The sequence below is a fragment of the Kitasatospora sp. NEAU-69 genome (assembly GCF_057158765.1).
In genome coordinates this window covers 146,377-166,034 of sequence record NZ_JBWXUE010000005.1, presented here as the reverse complement: position 1 = coordinate 166,034, position 19,658 = coordinate 146,377, and the positions used below count along the sequence as shown (strand labels likewise).

The 19,658-nt window shown below is 74.0% G+C and carries 15 protein-coding genes; 12 read left to right on the top strand and 3 right to left on the bottom strand.

The genetic code is table 11. The features are described 5' to 3' along the window. Positions 1-5: 5 nt before the first annotated feature. Together AC060L_RS08180 and ccrA are read left to right on the top strand one after the other, a co-directional pair. Positions 6-3,923 carry a type I polyketide synthase gene (locus tag AC060L_RS08180; RefSeq protein WP_483797897.1) on the top strand — a complete coding sequence of 1,306 codons (3,918 nt, stop codon included), beginning with the start codon at positions 6-8 and terminating at the stop codon, positions 3,921-3,923. 45 nt (positions 3,924-3,968) lie between these two features. After that, positions 3,969-5,195 (top strand): crotonyl-CoA carboxylase/reductase, encoded by a 1,227-nt coding sequence (gene ccrA / locus AC060L_RS08175; RefSeq protein WP_483797896.1) that lies wholly within the window; start codon positions 3,969-3,971, stop codon positions 5,193-5,195. Positions 5,196-5,249: 54 nt separating this feature from the next. Here ccrA and AC060L_RS08170 read toward each other — a convergent pair whose 3' ends face one another. After that, entirely contained in the window at positions 5,250-5,981 is a 732-nt protein-coding gene (locus AC060L_RS08170) for a 4'-phosphopantetheinyl transferase superfamily protein (RefSeq protein ID WP_483797895.1), read from the bottom strand. A 262-nt stretch (positions 5,982-6,243) separates the two neighbouring features. On the opposite strand from AC060L_RS08170, the gene paaA reads away from it, so the two are divergent. The 3 genes from paaA to nicT all read left to right on the top strand — a co-directional run bounded on the left by paaA (position 6,244) and on the right by nicT (position 9,506). After that, positions 6,244-7,176 (top strand): 1,2-phenylacetyl-CoA epoxidase subunit PaaA, encoded by a 933-nt coding sequence (gene paaA, locus AC060L_RS08165; RefSeq protein WP_483798019.1) that lies wholly within the window; start codon positions 6,244-6,246, stop codon positions 7,174-7,176. A 73-nt stretch (positions 7,177-7,249) separates the two neighbouring features. Then, positions 7,250-8,026, top strand: a complete 777-nt coding sequence (locus AC060L_RS08160) for an SDR family oxidoreductase (protein WP_483797894.1) — start codon at positions 7,250-7,252, stop codon at positions 8,024-8,026. Positions 8,027-8,366: 340 nt separating this feature from the next. Beyond that, positions 8,367-9,506 (top strand): Nickel transporter NicT, encoded by a 1,140-nt coding sequence (gene nicT / locus AC060L_RS08155; RefSeq protein ID WP_483797893.1) that lies wholly within the window; start codon positions 8,367-8,369, stop codon positions 9,504-9,506. Positions 9,507-9,516: 10 nt separating this feature from the next. Here the strand turns inward: nicT and AC060L_RS08150 are convergent, their stop codons facing one another. Further along, positions 9,517-10,242: a GbsR/MarR family transcriptional regulator gene (locus AC060L_RS08150; RefSeq protein ID WP_483797892.1), complete on the bottom strand. Its 726-nt coding sequence runs from the start codon at positions 10,240-10,242 to the stop codon at positions 9,517-9,519. A gap of 197 nt (positions 10,243-10,439) precedes the next feature. Here AC060L_RS08150 and AC060L_RS08145 point away from each other — a divergent pair, with 197 nt between their 5' ends. The 6 genes from AC060L_RS08145 to AC060L_RS08120 all read left to right on the top strand — a co-directional run bounded on the left by AC060L_RS08145 (position 10,440) and on the right by AC060L_RS08120 (position 15,997). Further along, the gene (locus tag AC060L_RS08145; RefSeq protein ID WP_483797891.1) at positions 10,440-11,411 is read left to right on the top strand and encodes an ABC transporter ATP-binding protein; all 972 of its coding nucleotides are present in this window, start codon (positions 10,440-10,442) and stop codon (positions 11,409-11,411) included. Then, positions 11,408-12,205, top strand: a complete 798-nt coding sequence (locus tag AC060L_RS08140) for an ABC transporter permease (protein WP_483797890.1) — start codon at positions 11,408-11,410, stop codon at positions 12,203-12,205. Before AC060L_RS08145 ends, AC060L_RS08140 begins: the two co-directional genes overlap by 4 nt. An 8-nt stretch (positions 12,206-12,213) precedes the next feature. Then, positions 12,214-13,017, top strand: a complete 804-nt coding sequence (locus AC060L_RS08135) for an ABC transporter permease (protein ID WP_483797889.1) — start codon at positions 12,214-12,216, stop codon at positions 13,015-13,017. 37 nt (positions 13,018-13,054) lie between these two features. Next, positions 13,055-14,341: a sensor histidine kinase gene (locus AC060L_RS08130; protein WP_483797888.1), complete on the top strand. Its 1,287-nt coding sequence runs from the start codon at positions 13,055-13,057 to the stop codon at positions 14,339-14,341. Beyond that, entirely contained in the window at positions 14,338-15,066 is a 729-nt protein-coding gene (locus tag AC060L_RS08125) for a response regulator (RefSeq protein ID WP_483797887.1), read from the top strand. The genes AC060L_RS08130 and AC060L_RS08125 overlap by 4 nt, the downstream gene beginning before the upstream one ends. Before the next feature lie 136 nt (positions 15,067-15,202). Then, positions 15,203-15,997 carry a hypothetical protein gene (locus AC060L_RS08120; protein ID WP_483797886.1) on the top strand — a complete coding sequence of 265 codons (795 nt, stop codon included), beginning with the start codon at positions 15,203-15,205 and terminating at the stop codon, positions 15,995-15,997. Positions 15,998-16,015: 18 nt separating this feature from the next. Here AC060L_RS08120 and pip read toward each other — a convergent pair whose 3' ends face one another. Next, positions 16,016-16,975, bottom strand: a complete 960-nt coding sequence (pip, locus tag AC060L_RS08115) for a prolyl aminopeptidase (RefSeq protein ID WP_483797885.1) — start codon at positions 16,973-16,975, stop codon at positions 16,016-16,018. Positions 16,976-17,111: 136 nt separating this feature from the next. Between pip and AC060L_RS08110 the strand changes: the two genes are divergently transcribed. Next, on the top strand, positions 17,112-19,295 hold the full coding sequence (locus AC060L_RS08110) for a trehalose-6-phosphate synthase (RefSeq protein WP_483797884.1): 2,184 nt from the start codon (positions 17,112-17,114) through the stop codon (positions 19,293-19,295). The last annotated feature ends 363 nt before the right edge of the window (positions 19,296-19,658 follow it).

Here is a 19,658-nt window from a genome sequence, read left to right as displayed (position 1 = left end):
CCGCAGTGACGACCCAGCCGGCGCAGAGCCCGGACGAGGCCGCGCCCGCCGTCGCGGTGATCGGCATGGCCGCCCGGTTCCCCGGCGCCGACAGCGTCGAGGAGTTCTGGCAGAACCTCGCCGTCGGCCGCGAGTCGGTCCGCCCGATCACCGACGAGGAGTTCCTGGCCGCCGGCGGCGACCCGGCCGGGCTGACCGACCCCGACCTGGTCCGGATGGCCTCCGCGATCGAGGGCATCGACCGGTTCGACGCCGCGTTCTTCGGCTACTCGCCGGCCGAGGCCGAGGTGGTCGACCCGCAGCAGCGGCTGCTGCTGGAGTGCGCCTACCAGGCGCTGGAGGACGCCGGCCACGCCGGTGACCAGGGCGATCGCCAGGTCGGCGTCTACGCCGGCGCCGGCGACAGCCGCTACTACCCGGCGAACGTCCACCCCCGCTTCGCCGGCCAGAGCGCCTCGGTGGCGCTGGTGCACGCCGCGACCGCCAACTCCCTCGGCACGCTGGCCACCCGGATCTCCTACGAACTCGGCCTGACCGGCCCCAGCCTGTCGCTCCAGACGGCCTGCTCGACCGCGCTGGTCGCGATCCACACCGCCTGCCAGGACCTGCTCGACTACCGCTGCGACCTGGCGCTCGCCGGCGCGGTCTCGCTGAACCCGAGCTCCGCGCTCGGCTACCGGTACGTGCCGGACGGCCCGTTCTCCCCCGACGGCCGGTGCCGCGCGTTCGCCGCGGACGCCGCCGGCACCTCCTCCGGCGACGGCCTGGGGATGGTCGTGCTCAAGCGGCTGGAGGACGCACTGGCCGACGGCGACCGGATCCGGGCCGTGATCAAGGGCTCGGCGATCAACAACGACGGCCGCCGCAAGGTCGGCTTCACCGCGCCGAGCACCGAGGGCCAGACCGAGGTGGTGCTGGCCGCCCAGGCGGCCGCCGGCATCGAGGCGGAGGCGATCGGCCTGCTGGAGGCGCACGGCACGGCCACCCGGATCGGCGACCCGATCGAGGTGGGCGCGCTGACCCGGGCGTTCCGGGAGAGCACCGACCGCACCGGCTTCTGCGCGCTGGGCTCGGTCAAGACGAACATCGGTCACCTCGGCGCCGCCGCCGGGATCGCCGGCTTCGTCAAGGCGGTGCTGGCGCTGGAGCACCGGCAGATCCCCCCGAACCTGCACTTCGACCGGCCCAACCCGCTGATCGACTTCGCCACCGGGCCGTTCCGGGTGCCCACCGCGCTGGAGGAGTGGGCGCCCGGCCCGCAGCCGCGCATCGCAGCGGTCAGCGCGTTCGGGGTCGGCGGCACGAACGCGCACGTGATCATCGAAGAGGCACCGCCCACCGACCCGCAGCCGGCCGCCGGGCAGCAGTCCGCCGAGCAGCGGTCCGGCTGGCAGACCCTGCCGATCTCCGCCAAGTCCCCCGAGTCGCTGGCCGGCCAGGCCCGCAACCTGGCACGGCACCTGAACGAGCATCCGGAGCTGGACCTCGCCGACGTCGCGGCCGCGCTGCGCCTCGACCGCCCCGCGATGGCCCACCGGGCCGCGGTGGCGGCCGGGACCACCGAGCAGGCGGCCCGGATCCTGGCCCACCCGCTGCCCTGGGCCGACCAGGTGCGCGACGGCCAGGCCCCACCGGTCGCGTTCCTGCTGCCCGGCGGCGGCACCCAGTACAGCGGCATGGGCGCCCAGCTCTACCGCGAACTGCCCGCCTACCGGGACGCTTTCGACGACTGCGCCCGGATCCTGCGCCCGGTCACCGGCCGCGACCTGCGCGCCGTGCTGGAGCCGGGGGCCGAGCCGGTCGGCGCCGATCCGTTCCTGGCGCTGATCGCCACCGAGTACGCGCTGGCCACCGCGCTGATGGCGCAGGGCGTGCGGCCCGCCGCGCTGATCGGCCACTCGCTCGGCGAGTACACCGCGGCCTGCCTGGCGGGCGTCATGAGCCTGGAGGAGATGCTGCCGCTCTGCGCCGAGCGGATCCGGCTGATCTCCTCGGCCGGTGGCGCCACCGTCGGCGTCGCGATCGGCGAGGAGCAGCTGCGCGGCTACCTGACCGAGGAGCTGTCGCTCTCGGCGGTGAACGGACCGGCCGCGTGCACCGTCGCCGGGCGGCAGGAGGCGGTCGCCGACCTGGAGCGCCGGCTGCAGGCCGACGGCGTGCCGTTCCGCCGGCTGCGGATGCCGGCGGCCGCGCACTCGCACGTGCTGGAGCCGGTGCTGCCCGCCTTCGAGGCGTGCCTGCGCACCGTCACGCTGCACCCGCCGCGGATCCCCTACGTCACCAACGTGACCGGTGGTTGGGTCACCGACGAGCAGGCCACCAGCGTCGCGCACTGGATCGCGCACACCCGGCACACGGTGCGGTTCGCCGACGGCGTGGCCGCGCTCTGGGAGCGCGGCAATCCGCTGCTGGTCGAGATCGGCCCCGGCGACAGCCTCGCCAAACTGGCCGCCGCCCGGCTCGCCCCGGCCGAGCCCGGGACCCTGGCGCCCGGGACCGTGACGGCCGGGACCGCACCAGTCACGACCGCGCCGGTCAGGACCGTGCTGACGATGCGGCACGCCAAGGCGGACAGCCCGGACGGACAGCTGTTCGCCCAGGCCCTCGGCCGGCTCTGGGCAGCCGGCGCGGACGTGGACCTCACCACCGCCACCACCGCCACCAGCTCGACCGCCACCGAGCGCAGTGGGACGCGCCGGCGCGTCCCACTGCCGGGCTACGCCTTCGACCGCCGCCGCTACTGGATCGACGCGCCGACCGCCCGGCGCACCGAGCCCGGCGACGGCGCGCAGCCGGCGGCGCCGCTGCCCGGCACCGGCGAGCGCAAGCCCCGGCCGTACCTCACCACCGAGTTCACGGCGCCGTGCACCGCGCTCGAACGGCAGGTGGCCGAGTTCTGGGAGGAGACCCTCGGCATCGAGGGCATCGGCGTCGACGACAACTACTTCGACCTCGGCGGCGACTCGATGCGGGCCGTGCTGCTGGCCGGCCGGCTGCGCTCGGCGGCGATCCTCGACGTGTCCGCCGCGGCCTTCCTCACGACGCCCACCATCGCGGGCCAGCTGGCCCGGGCCGTGCGCGGCGGCCGGACCGGCAGCGAGGCGATGGCCCCGCTGCTGCCGCTGCGCGCCGACGGCGACCAGCGCCCGCTGTTCTGCGTGCACCCCGGCGCCGGCATCGCCTGGCGCTACACCGGCCTGCTGCCGCACCTCGGCGCCCGGCAGCCGGTGTACGGCATCCAGGCGTACGGCCTGGACGGGCTGCGCCCACCGGCCGCGGACGCCAAGGAGATGACCGAGTCCTACCTGGCGCTGCTGCGCGAGGTGCAGCCCGAGGGGCCGTACCGGCTGCTGGGCTGGTCCTACGGCGGCTTCGTGGCCCACGCGATGGCGACCGCCCTGCAACGCCGTGGCGAGCAGGTCGAGTTGCTGGCGATGCTGGACGCCCCGCTGATCCTCGGCCGGGCCGCCGCCGCGGCGGAGACCGAGCGCCAGGTGAGCGCGCTGCTGGTGCGCCTGGCCGGTCTGGACGTGCCGGACGGCGCGGTCGGCTCGGTCGACGAGGTGCTGCGGCTGCTCGCCGACGGCTCCGGGGCGAGCCGCGGGCCGTCGGCGGTGAGCCGCGAGGAGGCCGCCGCGATCGCCCTGGTGATGCGCAACAACCTGACCATCGCACCCGGGTTCACGCCGGAGGTCTACCGCGGCGACGCGCTGTTCTTCAGCGCCGCGGCCGAATCCGCCGCGCCCGGCACGACGGCCGATCCCTCGCTCGCCACCGGGAAGGCCGACGCCTGGCGCCCGTTCGTCACCGGCACGTTCACCGACCACCCGGTGCCGTGCGGCCACTACGAGATGACCGAGCCGGAGCCGATGGCCCTGATCGGCGCCGTCCTGGCCGCCGCGCTGCGGCCGGCCACCCACTGAGCACCGCCGAACACCCACCGAGCACCAGAAAAGGAAGCGGAAACCGTGACCAAGGACCTCTACGAGCTCGGCGACGCACCCCCGCTGGGTGAGATCCCCAAGCGCATGTACGCCTCGCTGATCCGCCCCGAGCGCTACGGCCGGCCGATCGACGCGTTCCGCACCGAGATCGTGGACGTGCCGCCGGTCGGCCCCGGCCAGGTGCTGCTCAACGTGATGGCGGCCGGCGTCAACTACAACAACGTCTGGGCCTCGCTCGGCGACCCGCTCGACGTGGTCGCCGCCCGTCAGAAGCGCGGCGAGAGCGAGGACTTCCACATCGGCGGCTCGGACGCCTCCGGCGTGGTCTGGGCGGTCGGCGAGGGTGTGCGCACGCTCAAGCCGGGCGACGAGGTGGTGATCCTCGGCGTCCAGTGGGACGAGCAGGCCGAGGACATCCGGCTCGGCGCCGAGCCCTGCACCTCCGCCTCGCAGACCGTCTACGGGTACGAGGACAACTACGGCTCGTTCGCCCAGTTCACCGTGGTGGACGAGTACCAGTGCCACCCGAAGCCCAAGCGGCTCTCCTGGGCCGAGGCGGCCTGCTACATGGCCTGCGGAGCGACCGCCTACCGTCAGCTCTTCGGCTGGCAGCCGCACACGGTGCGCCCCGGCGACCCGGTGCTGATCTGGGGCGGCGCGGGCGGCCTGGGCTGCATGGCGATCCAGCTGGTGCGCCAGGCCGGCGGCATCCCGATCGCGGTCGTCTCCAGCGAGGAGCGCGGCGAGTACTGCGTCAAGCTCGGCGCCAAGGGCTACCTGAACCGCCGCGACTTCGACCACTGGGGCCGGCTGCCGGACACCTCGGACGACCAGGCGATGGCCCAATGGCTGCAGGGCGCCCGGAAGTTCGGCCGCGCCTTCTGGGACGCGCTCGGCGAACGGCGGGCGCCGAGGATCGTGCTGGAGCACTCCGGGCAGGACACCATCCCCAGCTCGATGTACCTGTGCGACAACGCCGGCATGGTGGTCATCTGCGGTGGCACCACCGGCTACAACGCCGACGTGGACCTGCGGTTCCTCTGGATGCGCCAGAAGCGCCTGCAGGGCTCGCACGTCGCGAGCGCGCGCGAGGCCCGCGAGGTGACCACGCTGATCGACCAGGGCCTGATCGACCCCTGCCTGTCGCTGACCCTCGGCTTCGAGGAGATCGGCAAGGCTCACCAGCTCATGTACGACAACCGGCACCCGGCGGGGAACCTGGCCGTGCTGGTCAACGCACCGGCCCGGTAGACGAGTTACGGGCCGAGCCGAGCTGGGTCGGGCTGGGTCGAGGTGCCGGGGCGCTCAGGACGCCGGCGCCTCGGCCCAGCTGAACACCCCGGGCCCGGCCCGGTGGACCCGCACCCGCAGCGCGCAACCGGGCAGCCGGCGGGGCCAGACCCGGAAGCCGCCGGGGACCGGGCTGGTGGTCAGGTCGAGCAGGACGGCCGGTGCACGGTCGGGGCCGTCCCGATCGGCAGCGCGCCGGTCGGCAGCGGTTGCGGCGGTCGGCAGCAGTGCGGCGAAGGCCTTGAACGCCGCCTCTTTCGCGCTGAAGGCCGCCAGCAGCAGCCGCTCGGCCGCGGCCGGATCGGCGGCGGCCGCAGCGGCGTGCAGCCAGGCCTCCTCGCGCGCGTCCAGCACGAGGTGCGCGGCCGCCACCGGCAGGCCGCGCAGTTCGAGGTCACAGCCGAGCGCGCGCACCCGCGTCCGGGCCCCGGCGACGGCCACGGCCAGGCCGCCGGAGTGGCTGATCGATCCCGCGCACCCGGCGGGCAGCCGCGGCCGCCGCCCCTCGCGCAGCACCTCCACCACCGGCAGCCCGGCCTCGACCAGGGCGCGGCGCAGCGCGCAGCGCCCGGCCAGGAAGTCGCGGCGGCGCAGCCCGGGCATCGCCGCGGCCAGCGCCAGCTCCCCGGGCCCGGCGGCCGCGGCGGCGGGGTCGTCCGCGCGGGCGAAGCCGAGCGCCACGCCCCGCGCGGCAAGCCGCGGCCGAAGCGCCGCCAGCACGCGCTCGACCTGCTCGGCGACCTGCACGGCAGCGGACTCCTGACTGACTGTCGGATGACTACCGAGTGAGAGAGTGCCGAGCCACCCCTCTCACTCCACTCCCAGGACGTGACGCTCATCACAGAAGTCCCGGGATAGCGGCGCGCCACCGGTGACTCTTCACCTGTCGGAGGCGCTGCCGGCCGGGCAGTCGCACGACGGAGAGGTGGACCAGGTGACGCGCACCGCACCCGACACCACAGCCGACGCCACACCCGACACGCCACAGCTCCAGCAGCACTTCGACGCGCTGCTGGCCGCCGGTGAGCAGATCGAGCCGCGGGACTGGATGCCGGACGGCTATCGCCGCATGTTGATCCGTCAGATCGCCCAGCACGCGCACTCCGAGATCATCGGCATGCAGCCCGAGGGCGCCTGGCTCACCCGGGCGCCGTCGCTGCACCGCAAGGCCGCGCTGCTCGCCAAGGTGCAGGACGAGGCCGGGCACGGGCTCTACCTGTACTCCGCGGCCGAGACGCTCGGCGTGGCCCGCGCCGAACTGCTGGACGCCCTGCACCGCGGCCAGCAGAACTACGCCGCGACCTTCAACCACCCCGCGCTCACCTGGGCCGACACCGGCGCGATCGCCTGGCTGACGGACGGCGCCGCCGTGGTCAACCAGGTGCCGCTCGGCCAGACTTCGTACGGCCCGTACGCGCGGGCCATGCGGCGGGTCTGCCAGGAGGAGGCCTTCCACGTCCGCCAGGGCTACGACATGCTCAAATCGCTCTGCGAAGGCACCGCGGAACAGCAGGAGATGGCGCAGGACGCCGTCAACCGCTGGTGGCTGCCGGCCGTGGCCCTGATGTTCGGCCCGCCGGACACCGCGACCGGCGCCGGCGGCGACCGCGCCGCGGCCATGGGCGCCGCCGTCTCGCGGCGCGCCATCGCCTGGGGCATCAAGCACCACACCAACGACGAGCTGCGCCAGCGCTTCGTCGACAACGTCGTGCCACAGGCCGAACGGCTGGGCGTCACGCTGCCCGACCCCGCGATCGCGTGGAACGCCGAGCGCGGGCACTACGACTTCAGCCCGGTCGACTGGCAGCTGTTCCGCGGCGCGCTCGGCAACGACTCGCAGTGCGCCCGGCAGCGGCGGGCCCACCGGGTGGCGGCGCACGAGGACGGCGCCTGGGTGCGCGAGGCGCTGGACGCCTACGCGGCGGCCGCGGCACGGCCTTGACCACCAGGGCCTGAAACGACGCCCCGCGCCATCTCCCACCGATGCCCACCAATCACCCGAGGAGCGACAGACCATGACCACCACGACCGAACTCCAGGCCCGCACCGCCCTGGTGACCGGTGGCAGCCGTGGCATCGGCAAGGCCATCGCGCTGCGCCTGGCGTCGAAGGGCGCCCTCGTCGCCGTCCACTACGGCCACAACGCGGCCGCCGCCGAGGAGACGGTCGCCGAGATCACCGCGCAGGGCGGTCGGGCGTTCGCGATTCAGGCGCTGCTCGGCGTGCCCGGCGACGCCGAGACGCTCTGGGCGGCGTTCGACAAGGGCCTGGCGGAGGCCGGCAGCCGTCCCGGCCTGGACATCCTGGTCAACAACGCCGGTATCACGCTGCCCAAGCGGATCGCCGACGTGGCCGAGGAGGAGTACGACCACCTCTTCGCCGTGAACGTCAAGGCGCCGTTCTTCGTGATCAAGCACGGCCTCGGCCGCCTGCGCGACGGCGGCCGGATCATCAACATCTCCTCCGGCGTCACCCGGATCGCGGTGCCGCACATCGGCGCGTACTCGATGACCAAGGGCGCGCTCAACACGCTCACCCTCGTGCTGGCCCATGAGCTCGGCCCGCGCGGGATCACGGTGAACGCGGTCGCACCCGGGTTCACGTACACCGAGATCAACCCGACCCTGAAGAACCCGCAGGTGCTCGAAGCCGCCGCGGCCGCCTCGACGTTCAAGCGGATCGGCTACCCGGCCGACATCGCGGACGTGGTGGCCTTCGTCGCCGGGGACGACGCCCGCTGGATCACCGGCCAGTGCCTGGACGCGACCGGCGGCGCCCACCTCGGCGTCTGACCCGCTGACCCGCCGGCCGCACGCGGCCTCCCATTCCACCGTCGCACGCTGACCTCAATACCTGATCAGTTGCGCAGCCTTGTAAGGAAGAGCCTCATGGCCCTAGGCTGACGGCCGTCTCCGCCCCCGGCGGAGACGGTGCAGCCCCAGCGAAGCCGGTGTGAACCCGGCACTGTCCCGCAACGGTGAAGTCCCCTCGAACGACGGAGGGGGACGAGTCCGGTCGCCTGGCGCCGCACGTACGGAACCCAGCCTCGCAGGAAGGTCGGTCCGGTCCAGGGCCCCCGGGTAGCTGGTCCAGGCGGACTCACGCCTGTGAGCATCCCGAGGAGGATGCCCAGTGTCCGCGCTGACGACCAGGGCCCGAACGATCGTGCACGCCCTGCACCCCGCCGAGTGGGGCCGCCTGGGCCTGATGACCCTCGTCATCCTGGCCCTGAACGGCTTCGGCTGGGGCATCTTCGTCTTCACCGTGCTGCCGCACCACTTCCACTACGACGGGCTGGGCGTGGGCCTGGGCGTCGCGGTGACCGCCTGGACCCTCGGCGCCCGCCACGCCTTCGACGCGGACCACATCTCCGCGATCGACAACTCCACCCGCAAGCTGATGGCCGACGGCAAGCGGCCGCTCGCCAGCGGCTTCTTCTTCGCGCTCGGCCACTCCACCGTGGTGGTCGGCGTCGGCGTCGGCATCACCTTCGCCGCCAAGGCCGTCTTCGGCGCGATGGTCGACCCGAACTCCACCTACGAGACCGTCGGCGGGATGCTCGGCACCCTCACCTCGGCCGGCTTCCTCTACCTGATCGCCGCGCTCAACCTGATCGTCCTGGTCGGGATCGGCAAGGTCTTCCGCGACATGCGCCGCGGCACCTTCGACGAGGAGGAGCTGGAACGCCAGCTCCAGGCCCGCGGTCTGATGTACCGCTTCTTCGGCAGGTTCATGCGCTCGATCAACCACACCTGGCAGCTCTTCTTCGTCGGCATGGTCTTCGGCATCGGCTTCGACACGGCCACCGAGGTCGTCCTGCTCGCTGCCACCGCCTACGCCGCCACCTCGGGCCTGCCGTTCTACGCCGTCCTCGCGCTGCCGCTGCTCTTCGGCGGCGGCATGACCCTCTTCGACACGCTCGACGGCTGCTTCATGAACTTCGCCTACGGCTGGGCCTTCGCCCGCCCGGTGCGCAAGGTGTACTACAACCTGGTCATCACCGGGCTCTCCATCGCCGCTGCCTTCCTCATCGGCACCGTCGAGATGCTCGGCGTGCTGACCAGCGAGCTGCACCTGCACGGCGCCTTCTGGGACTTCATGGCCAACTTCGACATCAACAAGGCCGGCTTCGTGATCGCCGGACTCTTCGCCGCCACCTGGATCGTCGCCTGGCTCTTCTGGCGCTACGGCAACGTCGAGGCCCGCTGGCAGGCCGACCTGAACGAGGGTGACCCCGCTCCGACGCAGGATCAGCCGCAGACCGCCGGCTGACCCCACCGGTTCATTCCGGCGCCGCTTCGGGCTTCGTGTAGAGGACCTCGCGGGCCTGCTCGGCCGCGCGGGCCATGCTCTCGCTGACGTAGTCGAGGAAGCGGGCGATGTTCTCCAGCCGAACGGCGGCCGGGGTGCCGGCGCCGAGGACGCCGACGCCCTGCCGCGTGGTCTCGACGATCTGGGCGGTGGACCGGACGCTGGCCATCATCGACTGGTACCAGACGTCCTCGTCGGCGAAGTAGCGCTCGCGGCGGCGCTCGTCGCGCTCCCGGCGGACCAGGCCCTGCTCCTCCAGGAACGCGATCGCCTTGGAGATGGACGCCGGGCTGACCTGGAGGCGCTCGACGAGTTCGGCCGCGGTGAGGTTGCCCGCGTCGGTCGTGTAGAGGCAGGCCATCACGCGGGCCATCATCTTGGGCGTGCCCGCCTGCATCAGGACGGTGGTGAACACCTCCTCGTACGCCTGCACGGCCTCGGCGTCACGCCCGTACGGCTGCGGGGACGCCTGCGGCTTCCGGGGCACGGTCGTGCTGCGCCGGTGGGCGCGGCGTTCGGTGGCGCGGTGCGCCAGATCGGCGCGGTAGCCGTTGGGGCCGTCGTTGCGCAGCACCTCGCGCGTGATCGTCGAGGTGGGGCGGTCGAGCTGCCTGGCGATCTCCGCGTAGGCGAGGCCGTCGGTCAGCCCCTGCGCGATCTGCTGGCGCTCCTGCTGGGTGAGTCTGCCTCCCGGCATGGCGGTCTCCTCTGTGGCCCGTGGGGCTACAGCATAGCGTTCACCAATAAATGAATGCAACGCAACGCACGCGCGGCGCCCTCCCCTCCCTGAGGAGGAGGGTTCGCGCGACTCGGCCCGACTTCTCCTCATCGCGACCGAGGTGCGCGGGCCGGGCCCGTTCGTAACCTCGGTGCCACAAGGGAAGGGAGCGCGAGATGATCGAGGCGCGTGGCCTGTCCAAGGTCTACGGGGACGCGGTCGCGGTGGACGGGCTGGACTTCCGGGTGAGGCCGGGCCTGGTGACCGGGTTCCTCGGGCCGAACGGCGCCGGGAAGTCCACCACGATGCGGATGATCCTCGGCCTGGACCGGCCGAGCTCCGGTTCGGTGACCGTCAACGGGACCGACTACCGGGGCAAGGTGTGGCCGCTGCGCGAGGTGGGCGCACTGCTGGACGCACGGGCCGTGCACCCGGGGCGGTCCGCCTACAACCACCTGCACAGCCTGGCCGCCGCGAACGGCATCGCCCGCGGGCGGGTCGGCGAGGTGCTCGAACAGGTCGGGCTCGGCAGCGTGGCCCGGCGCAGGGTGGGCGGCTTCTCGCTCGGCATGGCGCAGCGGCTCGGGATCGCGGCCGCGCTGCTCGGCGACCCCGGGGTGCTGCTGCTCGACGAGCCGGTGAACGGGCTGGACCCGGACGGCATCCGGTGGATCAGGACGCTGCTACGGTCGCTGGCCGCCGAGGGGCGCACGATCCTGGTCTCCAGCCACCTGATGAGCGAGATGGCGCTGACGGCGGACCACCTGCTGGTGATCGGCCGGGGGCGGCTGCTGGCGGACACCTCGCTGGCCGACCTGATCGCACGGCACGGCGCCGACCACGTCCAGGTGCGCTCGCCGGACGCCGTCCGGCTGGCCGCCGTACTGCGGGCGCAGGGCGGCGAGGTCACGGCCGGGGCGGATGGCACACCGGCGGATGGCACGCTCACGGTCGGCGGGCTCGCGGACGGCGGGCTGGCGGACGGCACGCTCCGCGTCGGCGGGCTCGGCTCGGTGCGGATCGGCGAGCTGGCCGCCGCACACGGCTGCGTGCTGCACCAACTGCGGGACATGACAGTGTCGTTGGAGGAGGCCTACTTCCGGCTCACCCAGGACGCCGTCAGCTACGGCGCGGCGGTGGCGACATGAGCGCGATCACCGTCCCGCTCAGAGTGCGGGCCGCCACCGCCGCCGAGTGGATCAAGTTCCGCTCGCTCCGGTCGGTGCCCGCCGTCCTGCTGGCCACCCTGCTGGTGCTGCTGCTCGGCGCGGGGCTGGTCAGCGCCGGCTTCCGGTCCGGCTGGTCGACGATGACGGCCGGCCAGCGGGCCTCCTTCGACCCCACGTACACGAGCCTGCGCGGCATCGAGCCGGCGCAGCTGTGCATCGGCGGGCTCGGCGTGCTGACGGTGACCGGCGAGTACGCCTGCGGCCTGATCCGCACCACCTTCGCCGCCACTCCGCAGCGCGGCCGGGTGCTGGGCGCCAAGGCGCTGGTGCTCGGCTCGGTCGTGTGGGGGCTGTCGACGGCCGGCTGTTTCGCGGCGTTCCTGCTCGGCCAGAGCCTGCTCGGCAGCCCGGCGCGGCACGCCGGGCTCGCCGACCCCGGGGTCGCGCGGGCGGTGCTCGGCGGCGGGCTCTACCTGCTGCTGGTCGGCCTGCTCGGGCTCGCACTCGGCGCGCTGCTGCGCCGGACGGCGGCGGCTCTGGCCGCGCTGTTCGGCGTGCTGCTCGTGCTGCCGCTGGTCGTCGGCATGCTGCCGGGCGGCGCCGCCGACCGGATCGCGCCCTACCTGCCCGCTGCGGCCGGCGAGCAGGTCTGGACGGTGGTGCGCGGCGCGGACCAGGCACCGGGACCGTGGCAGGGCGCCGGCGTCCTCGCCCTCTACGTGGCGGGCACGGCAGCGGCGGCGCTGCTCGCGGTGCGCCGGAGGGACGTCTGATGCGCACCGTGACCGTTTCCGCGACCGCGGCCGTGGCCCGCAGGGCGTCCGCCGTGCTGGCCAGTGAGTGGATCAAGCTGCGGTCGCTGCGCTCGCTGCCCGCGACGCTGCTCGGCGCGGCGGTCTTCAGCATCGGGCTGGCCGTGCTGGTCTGCTCGAACTACCAAGCGCGCTGGGCGGGTTTCGACGCGCAGCGGCGGGCCGCGTTCCAGCCGGCCGACACCGGCCTCGGTTACCTCCAGGTCGCCGTGCTCTTCTTCGGCGCGGTCGGCGCGCTCGCGGTCACCAGCGAATACGGCAGCGGGCTGATCCGCAGCACCTTCGCCGCCACCCCGCAGCGCGGCCGGGTGCTGGCCGCCAAGGCGGTCCTGGTCGGCGCCGGATCGCTGGTCGCGGCCACGGCGATCTGCCTGACCGCGTTCCTGGCCGGTCAGAGCCGGCTGGCCGGGCCGGTGCCGCACGCCCGGCTCGGGGATCCGGGGGTGCTGCGGTCCGTGCTCGGCGGGGCGCTGTACCTGGCGCTGGCGGGGCTGTTCGGCCTGTTCCTCGGAGTACTGGTGCGCAGCGCGGCGGTGGCCGTCTCGGCCCTCTTCGGGGTCTTCCTGGTGCTCCCGATCCTGGTGAACAGCCTGCCGCACGACGCGCTCTGGCGGCACACCGTGCCGTACCTGCCGTCGAACCTGGGCGCGGCACTGTGGCACAGCCACACCGCCGGCCTCGCGGCGCCGGGCCCCGCCGCACTCGGGCTGACGGCGTACGTGCTGCTGCTCGGGGCGGCCGGGCTGGCGGCACTGCGCGGCCGCGATGTCTGACCGGGCGCCAGGCGGGTTGTCGGGCATGCTGGGACGCATGGGCGAGGCATCCGCACGGCGCGGCCGGTTCGGCCGACCCGAGCAGCACGGGCAGCACGAACCGTGGCACCTCAGCGCGATCGACGGCCTTCTCGCGGTGCTGGTGGCGGCCGTGGCCGTCGCGGGCGCCGGCGACCGGGTCGCGGGCTGGCTGCCGCCGTTCTCGGTGCTGCTGCTCGGCGCGGCACAGTCGGCGCTGGTCCTGATCCGCCGCCGGGCACCGCTCGCGGTGCTGGGCGGGACCACCACCGTCGCGGCCTTCATGATCGCCACCGGCTACCCGGCCGGTTCGGCCGGCACGGCGGTGCTGGTCGCCGCGTACACGCTCGCCGTCCACGCCCAACAGCCCGACCACACCCAACAATTCGACCGCCGCGACCGCGCCGGCCGGCCGTGGCCGTCCACCGGGGCCGCCGCCGCTCTGGTGGCGGCGGCCGTGCTGACGGCGGCGATGAACCTGCCCGGCTCGCGCTCCCGGGACGCCGGAGTCTGGCAACAGCTCACCCTCGGCCTCGCCGTGGCGCTGGCCTGGCTCTCCGGCTACGCCATCCGCACCCGCCGAGCGTACATCCGCGAGCTGGAGGAACGAGCCGCCCGCCTGGAGCGGGAGGAGGGCGAGCGCGCCGCCCGGGCCGTCGCCGAGGAACGGCTGCGGATCGCCCGCGAGTTGCACGACATCGTCGGCCACTCGCTCAGCCTGATCACGATCCAGTCCGAGGCCGCCGCCCGGTCCGCCCGGACCGACCCCGACGCCGTCCCGGGCTTCCTCGCCACCATCTCGGCCACCAGCCGGCAGGCGCTCGCCCAACTGCGCCACGCCCTGGCCGCACTGCGGCCGGACGATGAGGAGGAGCTCAGCCCGCAACCCGGACTGGCCGAACTACCCGACCTGGTGGCCCGGATGGCGGCCGCCGGCCTGCCGGTGCGACTCGACGCCGAGCCGATGACCCTGCCGCCGGCGGTCGGCCTGACGGTGTACCGGATCGTCCAGGAGGCGCTGACCAACGTGCTCAAACACGCCGGCCCCGCCACCACCTCGGTCACCGTCACCGTCACGCTCGCCCCGGGCGGCGGGCCGCTGCACGTCTCGGTGCGCGACGACGGCGCCGGCGGCGGGCGGTCGGGTCCGGCGCAGGGCCTGCTCGGCATGCGCGAGCGGGTCACCCTCTACGGCGGATCGCTGCGCGCCGGCCCAGCGCCGGGCGGCGGCTTCCAGGTCCACGCCACGATCCCGCGCCCGGACGGGGCCCGGTCGGCGGCGGCCGCACCGGGGGGCTCCGGATGAGCATCACCGTGCTGATCGCCGACGACCAGGCACTGGTCCGCTCCGGCCTGCGCGCCATCATCGAGTCCGAACCCGGCCTGTCCGTGGTCGGTGAGGCCGCCGACGGCGCCGCCGCGGTCGAGGCGGCCCGGCGGCTGCGCCCCGACGTCGTGCTGATGGACATCCGGATGCCGCGGCTGGACGGCGTCGCGGCCACCCGGGCCCTGCTGGGGCCTGTCCGGGGCGCAGGCGTTCCCGTCCCGACCCGGGTGCTCGTCCTGACCACCTTCCACCTCGACGGCTACGTCGCCGAGGCGCTGCGCGCAGGCGCCTCCGGTTTCCTGCTGAAGGACTCCACGGCCGACCAACTCGTCGAAGCGGTCCGGGTGGTGGCCGCGGGCGAGGCCATCCTGGCGCCCGCGGTCACCCGGCGGCTGCTGGAGCGGATGGCCGCCGCGCCGGCCGGCGGTGCGAACGGCACCGCCGGCGGGCAGGCAGACGGCCGGGAGCTACGGGCGCTGCTGTCCCGGCGCGAGACCGACGTGCTGCTGCTGCTCGCCCGGGGGCTGTCGAACGCCGAGATCGGCCGCGCGCTCCGGCTCGCCGAGACCACCGTCAAGAGCCATGTGCAGAGCATCCTCGCCAAACTCGGCGTCCGGGACCGCCTGCAGGCCGCCGTCGCCGCCTACGACTCCGGCCTCGTCCAGCCCCGCGACCGCAACCACCGCGAGCAGCCCCCTCGCTGACCGCCCACTCGGTAACGATCACGTCGGCAGAAATCGGACAGCGGGTCGGAAAAACGGCATCGATCTTGCCGAGCACCGCCCTGACCTGCTGCGATGTGCCTCTCTACAGCACAACGCGAACGGCGGAGGCAGCAAGGTGTCGGCGCAGAACACACCGGAGAGCGTGCCGGGGACACCCGATGCGGCGGCGCACACCACATGGGCCAGCCCCGGTGGCACCGCGGAGCCGTCCGTCCCCGCAGCCGCTCCCCCAGCCACCCCGCCCACCCCAGCTGACCCGACCGCACCGCCCGCACCGCCCGCACCGACGGACGCGGCCCCCGACGCCGTCTGGCAGGCGCCACACAACTGGCCCCCGCAGCCGCCGATCGCGGACCCCGCGCGCCGCCGCCGACGGCGGCTGTTCATCGGCGGCGCCGTGCTCGTGGCGGCGGCGCTGCTGACCGGCGCGGCCGTAGCCGCCGAGAGCGTCTTCGGCGACTACGGCGCCTACCGCTACGCGGCACCCCAGCAGTTCAAGGGGCTTCAGCAGCGCCCGAGCACCCGGACCACCACACCCCGCGCTCACATCTCCTCCTACGGCACCCCCGCCGACGGCATGGTGACCGCGGTGGTCGTCGAGGCTGCCGTGCTCGATCCCTCCGCCGAGCTGGACAACCTGCGAAAGCGCGAGAGCGTCGCCGACGCCCGGCTGCGCACCGCGAAAAACGTGCCCGCGGGAGGGCACGGCGGCGTCATGGTCTGCACGGAGGACGACGCCTCGCCGCTCTCCGTGTTGCCGGGAGTGCCGGGCGGAGTGTGCCTGTGGGCCGATCAGAGCATGGTGGCCACGTTCCAGGAGAGCACCGGCGGCCCCGAAACACCGCTCAGCCTCGACCAGTTGGCCGCGGACGCCCGCGCCTTCCGACAGCTCTGCGAGCAGCCCACCTGAGCTGTCACCGGTTGCCGGCTACCGGTCCTTGAACTCCTCGATGGCCTCCCGGACCACCAGCACCATCGCGGGGCTGCCGATGTGCCCGGAGTCGTCGAAGATGTGCAGCCTCGCCTCCGGCCAGTTCTTCACCAGCTCCCAGGCCGTCTGCGGCGGGCCGCCCATGTCGTGGCGCCCGTGCACCAGCACGGCCGGGATGCCGGCCAGCTTGTGGGCGTTGCGCACCAGTTGGTCCTCCTCCAGCCACGCGCCGTTGCTGAAGATGTGGGAGCAGATCCGGACGAACGCGATCTGCTCGTCCGTGTCGCGCTTGCTGTACATGCCGGGGCTGTTGTTGGGCTCGCCCGAGATGACCGCGTCCTCCCAGGCGAGCCAGTCGGCGGCGGCCTTCTCCCGGATCGCCCGGTCGGGGTTCTCCATCAGCCGTGAGTAGGCCGCCGGCAGGTCGCCGTCCCGCTCGTCCTCGGGGACGCCGTCGCGGAACCGGTCCCACGCCTCGGGGTAGAAACGCCCGGCGCCCCGGTAGAGCCAGTCGATCTCGGCGCGGCTGCCCGTCGTCACCGCCTGGACGACGATCTCGCTGACCCGCTCCGGGTGCTGCTGCGCATAGGCCAGCGCCAGCGTCACACCCCAGGAGGCGCCGTTCAGCAGCCACTTCTCGATGCCGAGGTGCTCGCGCAGCCGTTCCATGTCGTCGATCAGGTGCTGCGTGGTGTTCAGACTCATGTCCGCCGCCGGGTCGCTGGCGTGCGGAGTGCTGCGGCCGCAGTTGCGCTGGTCGAAGCGGATGAGGCGGTAGCGCTCGGGATCCCAGGCCCTGGTCGGCCGGTCCCCCGCGCCCGCGCCCGGACCGCCGTGGAGGTAGACGGCGGGCTTGCCCTCGGGGCTGCCGAGCTGTTCGTAGTAGATGCGGTTACCGTCTCCGGTGTCGAGGAATCCACTGTCGTAGGGATAGGTCGGAGCATAGAGGTCAACCATGGTCACCGACCCTACGACCGACAGCCGGTCGGTCGCCATCGAATACTGACGGCACGTCAATGTTCTTTCCCGGCCGCGCACTCACGCATGAGGTGAACACTTCATCTGATCGCCGCACCGTGTTAGCGTCCGACGGATGCGGAGGATTCTGGTCACCGATCTCGACGGCACCCTGCTGGGCGGTGCCACGGCCGACCGGCGCCGGCTGCGCGACACGCTGGCCCGCCACCGCGAGGTGACGGTGGTCTTCGCCACCGGCCGCGGGCTCGCCTCGGTCCGCGAGGTGCTGCGCGATCCGCTGGTGCCGAAGCCGCGCTGGATCATCGGCGACGTCGGTGCGACCGTCGCCGACGGCAGGGACTTCGCCCCGGTGCGGCCGCTGCAGGACCGGCTGCGCGCCGGCTGGCCCGGCTCACGGCGGGTGCGCGAGGCGCTGAGCGGGTTCCGGGCGCTGGCGTACCAGGACGGCGTCGCGCAGGACGCGCGCTGCTCGTACCACCTGGCCCCGGACCGGCTGTCCCCGGAGCTCACCGCGGCCGTGCGGGCCCTCGGGTGCGGCTGGGTCTACTCGGGCGACCGCTACTTCGACGTGCTGCCGCCGGCCGCGTCCAAGGGCAGTGCGGTGCGGGCGCTGGCCGAGCAGCTCGACTGGCCGATGGAGTCGCTCCTGGTCGCCGGCGACTCGCTCAACGACCTGTCGCTCTTCGAACTGGGCGCCCACGGCGTGATCGTCGGCGCGGCCGAGCCCGCACTGCTCGCCGCCGTTCCCGAGCATGCGCGCGTGCACCGCCCCGCGCGCCCGGGCGCGGCCGGCATCCTGGCGGCACTGGAGGAGCTCGGCTGGGTCTCACCGGCCCCCGCGACGACAACGGACCCGCCGACACCGACGCTGACGCCGACGCCGACGCCGACGCCGACTGAGCACGCCCCCGAGCCCGCCGACGGCTACCCGCTCGTGGTCGGCTACCACCGCCCGCCCCGGCGCTGGACGCCCGCCGGCTGGCAGCCGCCGGCCAGCCCGAACGGCATCCTCCCCACCCTCAACTCGCTCTTCGACAGCGGCCTTTCCGGTATCTGGGTGGCGGCCGGAGTCGGCGAATCCGGCCCCGCGCAGGCCGGCGGCCCGCCGGTCTCCCTGCTGCCGCTCAGCAGCGCCGAGTGGTCCGGCTACTTCCACCGGGCCTGCAAGGAGACGCTCTGGCCGGTGCTGATGTCCGAGCCGGGCCGGCTGCGGTTCGACGCCGCCCACTGGGCCGACTACCGGACGGTGAACGCCCGGTTCGCCGAGCACATAGCCGCGCGGGCCGCGACCGGGGCGACCGTCTGGCTGCACGACTACAACCTCTGGCTGGTCCCGGGCCTGCTCCGCAGGGCCCGCCCGGACCTGCGGATCGGGCTGTTCCACCACACCCCGTTCCCGCCACCGGAGGTCTTCGCCACGCTGCCGACCGCAGCCGAACTGCGCGCCTCGCTGGCCTGCCTGGACTGGGCCGGCTTCCACACCGCCCCCTTCGCCGAGCACTTCAGCGCGGCCCTGGCCGACCAGCCCGCCGTGCCGCACCTCGGCGTCCACCCGCTCGGCATCGACCGTCCCGCCGTCGAAGCGCTCGCCCGCCGCCGCGCGCGCCGCCCCACGCGCCGCCACCGCTCCGGTGCGGCCGGCCCACTGGTCCTCTCCGTCGAACGCCTCGACTACGCCAAGGCCCCGGTGCAGAAGGTCGAGGCCATCGACCGACTGCTCGCCCACCACCCGGGCCTGCGCGGCCGGTTGACCTTCCGGCTGGTCTGCCCGCCGCCCGAGCCGGGCATCGCCGCCTACGAGACCACCCGTCACTGCCTGGAACGCCGCGTCACCGAGGTCAACAACCGCTGGCGCAGCGCAGGGTGGCAACCGGTCGAGTACCTCCCGCGCAGCCTCTCGCCCGCCGAGGTGGTCGACCAGTACCTCGCGGCCGACGTGCTCTGGGTGACCTCGCTCCAGGACGGGATGAACCTCACCGCCAAGGAGTTCATCGCCGCCCAGGCGGCCGTGGCCTCCGACGGCGTGCACCGCCCCGGCGTGCTGGTCCTCTCCCGCCACACCGGCGCCGCCACCGAACTCGGCAGCGCGGCGCTGCTCACCGACCCCCGCTCCCCGGAGGATCTCACCCGGGTGCTGGCCCAGGCGCTGGCCCTGCCGCCCGGCGAACGGCGTGCCCGGCTCGGCCGCCTGTCCGCGCTGCTCGGCCAGGACCGGCCGGCCGACTGGTCCACCCGGATCGTCCGGTCCATCCGCTCCGCCCGGTCTCTCCGACGCGAGCAGGTCCCGGCCTGCGGCTGACGCGGCAGGCAGCGCTCAGCGGGCAGTGCTCAGCAGACAGTGCTCAGCAGACAGTGCTCAGCGCGCCAGGCCGGCCACGCGCGCAGCGGTTCGCGCAGCTGCGGCCCGCTCTCCCCCTGCGGAGCGGCCCGGCTCCTGATGCGCGGCGGGGGCGGCCGTGGCAGCTTGGTGACGCGGGGCGGATGCGGCGACCGCGCGCAGCGGCCGCCGCAGGCACGAGGCCCGGGGCGCGACAGCCCCGGTCCCGTCGAACCGTTCGGAGGTGCGCCATGGCCGCGTCGCTGGGAGTCGAAGACCATGTGGCAGCCGAAGACCAATCGGCAGCCGATGACCAGTCGGAAGACCAGTCCGCAGCCCGGGGGG